At 36.9% G+C, this 13,260-nt stretch carries 13 protein-coding genes; 7 read left to right on the top strand and 6 right to left on the bottom strand.

Annotated features, from left to right (window positions below; translation table 11 throughout):
• Positions 1–13: 13 nt before the first annotated feature.
• Genes AC1MPL_RS03970 through truA form a run of 3 tightly spaced genes read left to right on the top strand, consistent with a single transcriptional unit; the run spans position 14 to position 2,999 of the window.
• Positions 14–1,153 carry a hypothetical protein gene (locus AC1MPL_RS03970; protein WP_479764421.1) on the top strand — a complete coding sequence of 380 codons (1,140 nt, stop codon included), beginning with the start codon at positions 14–16 and terminating at the stop codon, positions 1,151–1,153.
• A 55-nt stretch (positions 1,154–1,208) separates the two neighbouring features.
• Positions 1,209–2,183 (top strand): asparaginase domain-containing protein, encoded by a 975-nt coding sequence (locus AC1MPL_RS03965; RefSeq protein ID WP_479764419.1) that lies wholly within the window; start codon positions 1,209–1,211, stop codon positions 2,181–2,183.
• A gap of 18 nt (positions 2,184–2,201) precedes the next feature.
• Entirely contained in the window at positions 2,202–2,999 is a 798-nt protein-coding gene (gene truA, locus AC1MPL_RS03960) for a tRNA pseudouridine(38-40) synthase TruA (RefSeq protein WP_479764417.1), read from the top strand.
• Here truA and AC1MPL_RS03955 read toward each other — a convergent pair.
• Entirely contained in the window at positions 2,996–4,015 is a 1,020-nt protein-coding gene (locus tag AC1MPL_RS03955; protein ID WP_479764415.1) for an AraC family transcriptional regulator, read from the bottom strand. The two genes, truA and AC1MPL_RS03955, sit on opposite strands and share 4 nt — an antisense overlap.
• 202 nt (positions 4,016–4,217) lie before the next feature.
• Between AC1MPL_RS03955 and infA the strand changes: the two genes are divergently transcribed.
• Positions 4,218–4,439, top strand: a complete 222-nt coding sequence (gene infA, locus AC1MPL_RS03950; RefSeq protein WP_004718087.1) for a translation initiation factor IF-1 — start codon at positions 4,218–4,220, stop codon at positions 4,437–4,439.
• 57 nt (positions 4,440–4,496) lie between these two features.
• On the opposite strand, the gene leuB is transcribed toward infA, so the two are convergent.
• The 4 genes from leuB to leuC form a co-directional block, all read right to left on the bottom strand.
• Positions 4,497–5,588, bottom strand: coding sequence for a 3-isopropylmalate dehydrogenase (leuB, locus tag AC1MPL_RS03945; protein ID WP_479764413.1), 1,092 nt, complete (start codon positions 5,586–5,588; stop codon positions 4,497–4,499).
• A gap of 74 nt (positions 5,589–5,662) precedes the next feature.
• Positions 5,663–6,241, bottom strand: a complete 579-nt coding sequence (locus AC1MPL_RS03940) for a hypothetical protein (protein WP_479764411.1) — start codon at positions 6,239–6,241, stop codon at positions 5,663–5,665.
• A 93-nt stretch (positions 6,242–6,334) separates the two neighbouring features.
• Positions 6,335–6,985: a 3-isopropylmalate dehydratase small subunit gene (gene leuD, locus AC1MPL_RS03935; protein WP_479764409.1), complete on the bottom strand. Its 651-nt coding sequence runs from the start codon at positions 6,983–6,985 to the stop codon at positions 6,335–6,337.
• A gap of 11 nt (positions 6,986–6,996) precedes the next feature.
• Positions 6,997–8,415, bottom strand: a complete 1,419-nt coding sequence (gene leuC / locus AC1MPL_RS03930) for a 3-isopropylmalate dehydratase large subunit (protein ID WP_479764407.1) — start codon at positions 8,413–8,415, stop codon at positions 6,997–6,999.
• 264 nt (positions 8,416–8,679) lie between these two features.
• Here leuC and AC1MPL_RS03925 point away from each other — a divergent pair, with 264 nt between their 5' ends.
• Positions 8,680–9,549, top strand: a complete 870-nt coding sequence (locus AC1MPL_RS03925) for a LysR family transcriptional regulator (RefSeq protein WP_479764405.1) — start codon at positions 8,680–8,682, stop codon at positions 9,547–9,549.
• 6 nt (positions 9,550–9,555) lie between these two features.
• Here the strand turns inward: AC1MPL_RS03925 and AC1MPL_RS03920 are convergent, their stop codons facing one another.
• Complete coding sequence (locus AC1MPL_RS03920; RefSeq protein ID WP_479764403.1) at positions 9,556–10,206, bottom strand: HAD family hydrolase; 651 nt, start codon at positions 10,204–10,206, stop codon at positions 9,556–9,558.
• A gap of 184 nt (positions 10,207–10,390) precedes the next feature.
• On the opposite strand from AC1MPL_RS03920, the gene AC1MPL_RS03915 reads away from it, so the two are divergent.
• Positions 10,391–10,873 carry an RNA pyrophosphohydrolase gene (locus AC1MPL_RS03915; RefSeq protein ID WP_479764401.1) on the top strand — a complete coding sequence of 161 codons (483 nt, stop codon included), beginning with the start codon at positions 10,391–10,393 and terminating at the stop codon, positions 10,871–10,873.
• An 87-nt stretch (positions 10,874–10,960) separates the two neighbouring features.
• Positions 10,961–13,255, top strand: a complete 2,295-nt coding sequence (gene ptsP / locus AC1MPL_RS03910; protein ID WP_479764399.1) for a phosphoenolpyruvate--protein phosphotransferase — start codon at positions 10,961–10,963, stop codon at positions 13,253–13,255.
• Positions 13,256–13,260: the final 5 nt, after the last annotated feature.

Below are 13,260 nucleotides of genomic sequence, written 5' to 3'. Positions count from 1 at the left end.
GGGTATTAATACTATGTTGCTTTATATCATTCCAGTCATTCTACTTTTGATCGTTGCATTCGTTATTGTAAAAAAACGCAATAATACTGAGGAGCCAAAAACTCAAGCTAGAAAACAAGCAGATATAAAAAGAGCGAGAGATACTCAGTCACAACATTCTGTTGAGCCTGCAAAACCTGAAGCGAGTGCAGAGCAATACAATCAAATTGAATCATTTATTGAACAAAAAAACTACTCTGCTGCTGAAGCATCAATAAACCAATCACTTAATGCAAACCCTAAACAAAAGAAACTTTATCTATTGCTTTTGGATATTTATCAACAACAAGATGATGAGTTTGCAATTAATCAATTAATCAGCCAGTTACGCTCATTAGAGCTATTTGAAGTACTCAATGCTGTTAAAGAAAAAAACAATGCCCATAAAGAATTACAAAAGCAAAAAGAGCAAGAAACAGAACAACATATAGAAAAAACAGAAATTGTAACGCCACATGAGCAACCAAAGCCAGCACCAGCACCTATCAACAACCAAATTAATCACGAAGAGCTTCTTGGAAAATCGGAACACTTTTCCGAAAAGAAAACTGAAAATCAAATTAATCAAGAAGATCCTCTAAAAGTATCAATTCAACCAGAAGATAAAATTTCCTCTCCTGAAATTACGAAAAAAGATGAACCTAAAGAGGATTTACTTCCTCTAGATTTCACATTTAGTACATCGCAACCGGCAGATAAAAAAGAAGATGCTACTGCTACACCTACAAAGACCGAAGAAGCACCAATACTTAACTTTGACTTTAAAGGAGAAGAACCAAAACAGGAACTAAATGTAGATACAAATGTATCAACAGATAAAGTATCGTTTGATAACATTCAGACAAGTACTTTACAACTAGATTCTGTCGATGTTGTAGCAGAGTCAACCACGAAAGTCTTATCTTCAACTCATAATGAAAAAGATATTTTAGTTGAAGCCTTCCCTGAGCTAAAATCAATCAATGAAAATACATTGAATATCGACCTTGCTGAACAATATATTAAATTTGGTGAAATCCAACGTGCAAAAACACTCCTAACCCAGTCTAAACAAAGCTTCTCGGCAGAAGAACAACAAAGAGTCGATAATTTATTAAATAGAATAGCTTCTTAAGTCACTTCGTTTTAATATAAGCAGTCATTCTTGGCTGCTTTTTTATTTTATATTTATGAAAAAAACTGCATTAATTTATATGGGCGGGACATTTGGCTGTATTGGGACACCTTTAGAACCAATGTCAGAGCATGAATTTATCCCTAAATTACAAAGTCTCTTACCAAAGGAATATACTGATAATACAGATTGCTTTGCTGCCCCACACATTATTGACAGTAGTGCATCCACAGCAGTCGAGTGGCTTCAAGTGATTCAATTCATCCAAAGCCTACAAACACAATATCATCAATTTATTATTATTCACGGTACAGATACACTCAGTTATGCAAGTGCTGTTTGCTCATATTTCTTAGCCCAGTCATGCAGTACTATACTTACAGGTAGCCAATATCCTTTATTAGATGTAAATGGTGTAAAAATTAGAGAAGTAACCGATGCATTTGATAATCTAGTCTTTGCACTAGAAAAAATTCAAACGTGCAACAAAGGCGTATACCTCGCATTTAATCAACATTTATATCATGGTCATACTGCAATAAAGCACCATACAACAGAATTACATGCTTTTGAGGGAATTGCTTCAACTGCAAAAACAGTCAAATATGTAGCTAATTCATATCATATTACAGAACAAGATATAAAACGCTCTGAAACGCTTAATATTATGAGCTTGATGATGCAGCCTATTTCTATAGAAAACTTAGCAAAAAATTTAAATTTACTACTAACTAACCCACCACATTTTTTAATTTTACAAGGATTTGGTACGGGGAATATTGCTACAAATCAGACTATTATTCGTTTGCTAAAACAATTACGCGAAAAAAATTGCTTACCTATTCTAACAACACAAGTAACTTTTGGAGCAATTGACCAACGCTATGCAATTAGTGCATGGGTTAAAGATGCACAAATCATTGCGACAGATACGCTGGGTCATGCAGACTTATATGCAAAAATTTTACGATTATATTTGAAATATGAAACAGCAGATCAGTGTTACTTACATTGGTCTGATGCATCGTAAATCATTTTGAGGTTATATATGCAACGCTATGCAATAGGTATTGAATTCTGTGGAACCCATTATCGAGGATGGCAAACTCAACAAGAAGGCGTTCCTAGTGTCCAACAAACCTTAGAGACAATTTTAAGCAAAGTTGCTAACCATGTAGTTCAACTTCATGGTGCAGGACGTACAGATGCACAAGTACACGCAACAAATATGATTGCACATTTTGATAGCCCATCCGATCGTACAGATCGCAGTTGGATTATGGGTGCAAACAGTCAGCTCCCTAAAGATATATCTATACAGTGGATTAAACGTGTAGATACAGATTTCCATGCACGTTTTAAAGCAATCGCAAGACGCTACCGCTATGTCATTTATAATGCACCTCAACGACCTGCTCTACTTCACAAACAAGTTACACATGTATATCAAGAACTAGATGTTCATAAGATGCAAGAAGCTGCAAAAAAGTTTGAAGGCACACATAATTTTGAAAGCTTTCGTGCAGCAGCTTGCCAATCCAACCAACCTGTACGCCATGTCAAACACTGCACACTTACCCCTCATGGTCCATTTTTAGTTTTAGATATCCAAGCTGATGGATTCTTACATCATATGGTCCGCAATATCGTTGGTTGCTTACTAGAAGTTGGACAAAATTGTTATAGTGTAGAGCATATTGATACTATTTTTGCTGCTCAAGATCGGAAAGCTGCAGGAGTAACCGCACCTCCTGATGGTCTATACTTTATACAGGCCTATTATCCTGATCAGTTCCAATTACCAAACATTTCACTTGGTCCACAATGGCTAAACTGGCCTGTTTAAATAGATGATGGGCCTTGTTTACGCTTCCTATATTCAATCGGTGTTTCATTGGTCCATCGCTTAAAAGCACGATAGAAAGTACTCGGTTCGGCAAATCCAGTTAATGCTACAATTTGCTCAATACTTTCATTACTATTCTTAAGAAGCCGTTTGGATAAATGGCACCGATACTCACCTAGAAGTTGCTGAAAACTGGTATTTGCTTCTTGTAATCGATGTCTAAGCTGACGTGTACTCATGCCTAAGTCTATAGCAATCTTTTCAAGTGTAATTTCACCTTGTTTTAAAGACCTTGCAATCACTGCACGAACATCATCAATCAAATCATAATATGTCAACTCTACTAATTTTTTAGTTGCAAAGCCTTCATGCAAATGTAAGAGTTCAGGCTCAGCTTGCCATAAGTGATAATTAAGAATTTCAGTATCAAAATACAGACGTGTTTCTGCCTGTCCTAATGAAACAGGACAGTGATAAACACGCAAATATTCACTCGCTTTAGCACCATTTTTAAAATCAAAATCAATTCGCTTTGGCTTAAATGTATCATCTGTCATAAATTTAAAAAACTGAATAACGCCAGACATTGCACATTCAGAAAAATGCCTATTTATTAGATTGTTCGGCTTTAGTTGTTTATTATTTTTTAAATAGCACTCATCTCCTTCAACAATTAATGTTGCTTGAAACGCATCACTAATTAAGCGCTGGTAAGGCAAAGTACGTTGTAAACCCTCTCCAAAAGATGAACTACTCACAAACAATTGTTCAATTATTTGCCCTCGAAATAAAGGTAAATATTCACCAAGATGTAAACCTATATCTGCATCTTGACTTACTTGAACCATTTCTTTCCAAAAAGAATACTGTGTCTGTTGTGGTATTCTCTGATATGAACCCAACTTCTTTTGCATGAACTGCATATTGTTGAAAAAATTTTCTACAGGCAGACCTGAACGGCTAACTGCTTCATAAGCAAGGCGTATCACTAAGGCGCTATCTGTTCGTTGATTCACAACGATCATCCTTATTTATTATCATTATTTTATCTAGCTTAGCGATTATTAAAAAAACACTCAATGAAAATGTGTGTATTTATTGCAATTATTTGGTAAATACGACAATGATATTTCTTTTGATAGGCTATGGGCTTGCTTGTTTTTAACAAGTAATTTGTATATAATTTGCGCCTTGTTAATTCATTCATTCAGGTAGGCTATGGCCAATAAAGAGGAACTAATTGAGTTCGAAGGCGTTGTCACCGAAACGCTTCCTAATACAATGTTTCGTGTCCGTTTAGAAAATGGTCATGAAGTAATCGCTCACATCTCAGGAAAAATGCGTAAGCACTATATCCGTATTTTAACTGGCGATAATGTAAAAGTTGAAATGACACCTTATGACTTAACGAAAGGTCGTATCACTTACCGCGCACGTTAAGTATTAGTCGAAGCAAAAAAGCCACTCCGATTGAGTGGCTTTTTTTGTCATGGTTTTTTATTTTATTATACTTTTCAATACCTCTACAACAGCTTGCCCCATTGCTTTTGTACCTACTTTTGTCATTCCTTCAGACAAAATATCTGCTGTTCTTAATCCTTGATCTAATACCTGACCCACAGCATCTTCAATCGCTTTTGCAGCAGTTTCTTCTCTAAATGTATAACGAAGCATCATTGCTACAGATAAAATAGTTGCCAATGGGTTTGCAATATCTTTTCCTGCAATATCTGGTGCAGAGCCATGACAAGGCTCATACATTCCTTTGCCATGCTCATCTAAAGATGCCGACGGTAGCATCCCAATAGAACCTGTAAGCATTGCTGCTTCATCAGATAAAATATCACCAAATAAATTTCCTGTCACAATCACATCAAATTGCTTTGGTGCACGTACCAATTGCATTGCTGCATTATCTACATACATATGTGAAAGCTGAATATTAGGATAATTTTCTTGCTGTTCTTTGCTTACAGTTTGTTTCCAAAGCTCAGTCACTTCAAGTACATTTGCTTTATCTACCGAGCATACTTTACCACCACGTAGAGCTGCTAAATCGAATGCAACTTTTGCGATACGCTTGATCTCAGATTCAGCATATACATCTGTGTTATAGCCTTGCTTTTCGCCATTTTCTAATTCACGAATACCACGTGGCTGTCCAAAGTAAATACCACCCGTAAGTTCTCGTACAATTAGAATATCCAAACCAGCAACAACCTCAGGCTTCAAACTCGAAGCATCTGCAAGTTGTGGATATAAAATTGCAGGTCGTAAATTTGCAAACAAATTCAGTTCACTACGAATTTTTAATAAACCACGCTCAGGACGTATTGATCGCTCAATTTGATCCCACTTGGGTCCACCAACAGCACCCAATAAAATTGCATCTGCTTTTTTGGCTTGGTCACTGGTTACTTTTGGATACGGCTCACCATATTGATCAATTGCTGCACCACCAAGCAAGCCATGCTCCCACTGCAAATCTAATTTAAATGCATTATTTACTGTTTCTAATACTTTTTCTGCAGCTGCAACGATTTCAGGGCCAATTCCATCACCCGCTAATACAAGAATTTGTTTTGACATAGATATTCCAAAATTAAAGTTCAGTCATGAGCTATATATCAAACTAGGCTGTTAATCGCATTTAGATATATAGATCAATCATTTTTTTGTTCAATAAACTCACCTAGTCCATTGAGTACATTATAAGGCTTACAAAAATGACGAACTGCCTTATCATTTTCAAGCAACTGTACACATAATGGATCTGGTACAGAAACACTTAGCAAGCGATTTGAACGTTTTACACGCTCTCTATACATCACAAATTTATAATGCTTATTGGGCTTAAACTGTTGGATGACATTTATTTTTTCTGCACGATTTAAAGAAATTGGATAAAAGCGAATCACAACCTCATGTTGTTGTGCAGGAAGTACCAAAAAAATTGAGTTTGAACCAAATGTCGATTTATCTTTTAAACGTACATAGCCTTTTTCAATCGCTTCACTACGAATAAAATGTTTAGATTCATCTACAACTACAACATTATCTAAGCGTTCAAATTCACAATTTATTGTTCCATCACACTCCACTGTCACAGTCAATGCAGACTCCTGTTTAGGTGATTTAGAGCGTATATTTACTGTTTCTATTGCATGTCTTATGGTTTGACAACCTGCCAGTAATACAATACATATTCCAATAAATGCACCTTTACCAATAATTTTCTGCATGACTAATGTTCAACCCAACAACATAAAAGTAAAAATAATTCACATTATGTTAGCAACAGTTTTATCACTTCGCCATCATTTAAATATAGCAATTTAGTCATTTAAATCTTGAAAGACCCAAGGACGTGATTGCTGAGTGCGTGCCTCATACTCACGAATCACCTCACTGTCTTGTAATGTTAATCCAATATCATCTAAACCATTTAACAAACAATGTTTACGGAAAGGATCAACTTCAAAATTAAACACCTCTCCTGATGGAAGACGTACTTCTTGTGTTTTTAAATCGACAACTATTTTATACCCTTCAATTTCTGAAGATGCTTTAATAATTTGGTCGACCTGAGCTTCAGATAAAATGACAGGCAACATACCATTTTTAAAACTATTGTTAAAAAAGATATCTGCATAACTTGGTGCAATTACAGTTCTAAAGCCATATTCACTTAATGCCCAAGGCGCATGTTCACGACTAGAACCACAACCAAAGTTTTTGCGAGTCACTAAAATTGTTGCACCCGCATAACGTGGCTGATTTAATACAAATTCTGGATTCTTTGGTCGCTTAGAATTGTCCTGTCCCGGATAACCTTCATCTAAATAACGCAATTCATCAAAAAGGTTATCACCAAAGCCTGTACGTTTAATCGACTTTAAGAATTGTTTTGGAATAATTAAATCTGTATCAACATTTGCACGATCTAATGGTGCAACAATGCCTTCTTCAGTGGTATAAGCTTTCATTATTGGACTCCTTAGAATGTTCTGACATCAACAAAATGACCAGCAATCGCTGCTGCTGCTGCCATTGCAGGGCTCACTAAATGTGTTCTGCCACCATTTCCCTGACGACCTTCAAAGTTTCGATTTGACGTTGAAGCACAATGCTCACCTGCCTGTAACTTATCTGCATTCATTGCCAAGCACATTGAACACCCTGGTTCACGCCATTCAAATCCTGCTTCTAAGAAAATTTTATCTAAACCTTCTTGCTCTGCTTGAGTTTTCACAACTCCTGATCCTGGCACAATCATCGCTTGTTTAATACTTGCAGCAACTTTACGACCTTTAATAACCGCTGCGGCAGCACGAATATCCTCAATACGTGAATTGGTACAAGAACCAATAAATACCCGATCTAAATGAATTTCAGATAATGGCTGACCCGCCGTTAAGCCCATATATTGATAAGCACGTGTCCAGTCGTTACGTTGAACATCATCTTTGGCTTGACTCAAGGTTGGCACTGCTTGTGAAACAGGAATAACCATTTCAGGTGAAGTTCCCCAAGAAACTTGAGGCTCAATATCTTCGCCTTGAATTTCAACTACAGTATCAAAGAAAGCATCTTCATCGGAATGAAGTGTATTCCAATATGCAACTGCTTTATCCCAATTTTCAGCTTTCGGTGAATATGGTCTGCCTTTCACATATGTAATGGTTTTTTCATCTACAGCAACAAGACCTACTCGTGCTCCTGCTTCAATCGCCATATTACATACTGTCATACGCCCTTCAATAGACATATCTCTAAATACTTGCCCACCAAATTCAATTGCATGACCTGTACCACCTGCTGTACCAATCTTTCCAATAATGGCAAGCACAACATCTTTTGGCGTTACCCCTTGCCCTAATGTACCATCCACACGGACAAGCATATTTTTCATTTTTTTCTGAACTAAGCACTGTGTTGCCAATACATGTTCAACTTCAGATGTACCGATACCATGAGCTAAACAACCAAATGCGCCATGTGTAGCTGTATGTGAATCGCCACATACAACAGTCATTCCTGGTAAAGTTAAACCTTGCTCAGGGCCAACAACATGTACAATTCCCTGACGAACATCATTAATACCAAACTGAACCACGTTAAAAGATTTACAATTATCATCTAAAGTTTGTACCTGAATGCGTGAGGTATTATCTTCAATGCCTGCAATACCTTGGTCACGCTCTTTTTTAGAGGTCGGCACATTATGATCAGGTGTTGCAACATTTGCACTTAAACGCCAAGGTTGACGACCTGCAAGCAGTAAGCCTTCAAATGCCTGTGGTGATGTTACTTCATGTAATAACTGACGATCGATATAAATTAAACTTGAGCCATCATCTCTTTGCTTAACTAAATGGTCATCCCACAATTTGTCATATAAAGTTTTGCCTGCCATGTCGTTATACTCCACTGGACTGGGTGTTTATGTTGGTTGTTATCTTCAATTATATGAAGTAAAAATGATAAATCTAATTTATCATTTTTATACATTGGTAAACTTTATGGAATAAATGTATTTTTATTCTAGATTTTATAATTAATAAATGGTTTGTTTACAGTAGTTTTTCACTTCAAAATGTATTTGCACATTTAAATAAAAAAAAGTTATATTAAATATTAACAAACATAAAATTACATTATTCTTAAATAAGGTACTCTCATGAATCTTGCTGCATTTGAAGCATTTGTTAAAGTTATGGAAACAGGTTCAGTATCCATAGCTGCTGAACACCTTTTCATTACCCAACCTGCAGTGACTAAAAGAATTCATAGCTTAGAAGAATACTTCAATGTCTCACTTTTTGAATCGGCAGGACGTGGAATTCAACCAACTCATGTTGCTCACTTACTCCTTCCAAAAGTAAAATTATGGCTCAACGAGCTTGGAGATATTCATCATAATCTTAGCCATCAGCATGAATATGTACAAGGCCGTTTAAAGCTTGGTACAAGCCATCATATTGGTTTACACCATGCACCTCCATATTTAAAGAGCTATGTACAACAGTATCCACATGTCGAGTTAGACGTAAAATTTGTCGACTCAGAACAAGCACACGAACAAGTACTTACAGGTGATCTAGAACTTGCTTTTCTTACACTCCCACCGACAGGAGATGACAGACTCAATTATCTCCCTATTTGGGAAGATCCCTTAGTTTTCGTTGCCTCGCCATTTCACCCACTTGCACAAATGTCTAATCTTAGCTTAGAGCAGTTAACACATTATCCAAGTCTATTACCTTCTGCAAAAACATATACCAGTCAAATTACACTTGCTGAGTTTGAAAAGCGAGGTCTACGTCCCAAAACAAGTATGACCAATAATCCATTAGAATCTATTCGTATGTTGGCTTCTATTGGTGTGGGCTGGTCAGTTCTACCTAAAACGCTTATTAACCAAGACCTCAAACAGCTCGATTTAGACTTAGAGTTGAAGAGAACACTTGGTCTAGTTTGGCATCCATCAAGAAGCCAATCTAAAGCAGCAGAAGCGCTTATTCAATTGGTAAAAATGACACAAGCGTAAATAAACTTAGATAGACCAATATAAAATAGGCCACCCTTTTTGTTGGGCAAGCTGAGTCAGCTTTTCATCTGGTGTTACAGCACTGGCATGGTCGACATATTCAAGTAAGAAACGGTCATTAAATGAATCTGAATATGCCCAACTTTCAGCAACTTCTCGTCCATCTAACCACTGTTCAAGGCGAACTAATTTTCCATCTTGAAAGCATGGTACACCTTCCACTTTACCAGTATAAATCCCATTGTTTTTTTCTGCTGTCGTGGCAATAACATTCGTTATGCCAAACTCATGAAAAATAGGCGCTGTAATAAAATCACTCGTTGCTGTAATCCCTACAATTTCATGCCCCTGCTGTTTATGGTATTCAATTGTTTCAAAGCCTTCTTTTCTCATCATTGGACGAATTACATCTTGCATAAAACGTGCATGCAATGCTTTCAAAGTATCGTGGTTATTTTTTGTTAGAAATTCAAAAACAAACTCATTATATGCAATTGGATCTAGACAACCTGCCTTATAGTCTTCATAAAACTTATCATTCATTTGACGATGGTATATTTCATCAACAAGACCTGTTGTTACCAAAAACTCTCCCCAAGAGTGATCAGAGTCGGTATCTATTAAAGTATGATCAAGGTCAAACAAAGCCAATTTCATGAAAATTCTCGTTTAATTTGAAAAATAAAGAAAAAAAATGTAAATCAATCACCGCATAAGGCAAGAAATTCGTTAAGATCATAGCAATTTTAACAATATTCTGTCGTGTTTTTTTTGAAGAGGTTTCTGCCCTAATAATCCACTTTAAGAAAGGCAATAAGAAATAATAGATTAAGGTAGCCAAATGATCGACTCCGAAGGTTTCCGACCAAATGTCGGGATCATTTTGGCAAACGATAACGGACAAGTTTTATGGGCAAAACGCATTGGTCACAATGCGTGGCAATTCCCTCAAGGCGGTATTCACTATGGAGAAACTGCAGAACAAGCACTTTTCCGTGAGCTAAGAGAGGAAGTTGGCTTATTGCCGGAGCATGTTCAAATTGTTGCACAAACAAAAGGCTGGTTACGTTATCGTTTGCCACACCGATATATACGCTCAGACTCTTCACCTGTCTGTATTGGTCAAAAACAAAAATGGTTTTTGCTGAGGCTCATTGCTTCAACAAAGCATATTCAACTTCATTTATCAGACCCACCTGAGTTTGATCAATGGCAGTGGGTAAGTTACTGGTATCCACTTGGTCAAGTTGTAAACTTTAAGCGCGATGTTTACCGCAAGGCAATGTTAGAGTTATGTAGTAAAGTCCCTGTGCAAAAAACTTAAAAGAGATGTTTTTTGTGAATGTTTTTAAATTTAAATACTGATATAAACAAAAAATCTCCATCTACTTAACTTCGGAGCACACAGTACATGTCCAACATGCAACTAGATACATTAAGACGGATTGTCCAAGAAATCAATGCTTCAAATGGTTTACATGAATCATTAGAAATCATGGTAAATCATGTATCGACTGCAATGGATGTTGATGTATGCTCCATTTACTTACTTGATGAACGCAACCAATGCTATGTTCTCATGGCAACAAAGGGGTTAAATGCCGAAGCTGTTGGTAACATATCTATTCCATTAAGTGATGGATTAGTTGGCTTAGTCGGGCAACGTGAAGAAATTGTAAACTTAGAAAATGCCTCTGAACATGAACGATTTGCCTACTTCCCTGAAACTGGCGAAGAAATCTATCATTCATTTCTTGGTGTACCTGTCATGTACCGTAGAAAAGTGATGGGCGTGCTTGTTGTACAACGTAAGCTAAGACAAGACTTTAGCGAAGCTGCTGAATCATTTTTAGTTACTCTTTGCGCACAACTATCAGGCGTCATTGCACATGCACATGCTGTTGGTTCAACTGATGTATTTCGCAAAGTTGCAAACACATCCAACTATAAAATTTTTAAAGGTGTTGCAGGATCTGGTGGTGTTGCATTAGGTCGTGCCATTATTTTATACCCACCTGCCGACCTCTCGGCTGTTCCAGAGCGAGAAGCAGAAAATATTAGCGAAGAGCTAGAATTACTTGCGCAAGCTGTCGAATCGGTACGTAATGAAATACGATCACTCGATGAAAAAATGCAAGATTCTCTTATGTCAGAAGAGCGTGCATTATTTAGTGTATTTTTACGTATGCTTGATGAAAATGCTTTGCCAGAAGAAATTCAAGATGAAATTCGTGCAGGCAGTTGGGCACAAGGTGCTGTCAAACGTGTCATAGACAAACATAGTGCCCTGTTCGCACAAATGGAAGATGATTACTTACGTGAAAGAGTTTCTGATTTAAAAGACCTTGGACGACGTATTTTAGCCTACTTACAAGAAGCAGATTCTACGCATAAAGAACTCAGTTCAGATAGTATTTTAGTGGGTGATGAAATTAGTACGGCTGCACTTGTTGAACTTCCTGTTGATAAAATTGCAGCAATTGTAACAAGCGATGGTGCAGCAAACTCGCATATGGTAATTGTTGCACGTGCGCTTGGTATTCCAACAGTAGTTGGTGTAACTGAGCTACCCGTGACCACACTTGATGATGTTGAAATGATTATTGATGCCTACCAAGGCAAAATTATAATTAATCCACCTAGACGATTACGCCAACGCTATAAAGAGATTCAAAAAGAAGAAGAGCAAATTGCTAAAAACTTAAAACTGTATGAAACAAAAGATTCAATCACACCAGATGGTGTAGAAGTTCGCTTATTCGTTAATACTGGTTTAATGATTGATGTTGTACGTGGTGTACAACGTGGAGCAAAAGGTGTTGGGCTATATCGTAGCGAAATTCCATTTATGCTAAGAGATAGATTTCCAGGTGAAGAAGAACAGCGAGTTATCTATAGACAACAATTAAGTCACTTTGCAAATAAACCTGTTATTATGCGCACGCTTGATATTGGTGCAGATAAAGAACTTCCCTATTTTTCTATTCATGAAAATAATTCTGCACTAGGCTGGAGAGGTCTTCGTTTTACCCTAGATCACCCCGAAATTTTTTCAGCACAAATTCGTGCCATGCTTAAAGCAAGTATTGGGTTAAATAACCTCCATATACTTCTACCAATGGTCACAAGTGTCAGTGAGGTTGAAGAAGTACTCTATCTCCTTGAACGTGACTGGCTTGCTGTACAGGAAGAAGAACAAGTAAAAATTAATAAACCCAAAATTGGCATCATGGTTGAAGTTCCAAGTGTACTCTTCCAAATTAAAGAGTTTTCCGAATTGGTCGATTTCTTCTCAGTCGGATCAAATGACCTCATTCAATACCTTTTAGCAGTAGATCGTAACAATCCACATGTATCAGGTGTTTACTCTCACTACCACCCTTCAATTTTAAGAGCACTTTCTCATTTGGTCGATGAATGCCACAAATACAATAAACCTGTCAGTATTTGCGGTGAAATGGCAGGAGATCCACTTTCTGCAATCTTACTCATGGCAATGGGTTTTAATACACTTTCAATGAGTTCAAGCAATATCTTACGTGTACGAAAAGCAATTTGTCATACATCTATGGTCGATGCAAAAGCTCTCCTTAATCATGTCCTTACGCTCAACAATCCATTACTTGTAAAAAGTTGGATTGAACACTACTTTAGAAATAATGGCTTAGAAGATATGGTAAAAACCAATCGGCTACTGACCAACTAATAAAA

The organism is Acinetobacter sp. N1-1 (assembly GCF_056711485.1).
Note: the sequence above shows the minus strand (reverse complement) of the source record. Positions and strands in the feature narration are given on the sequence as shown.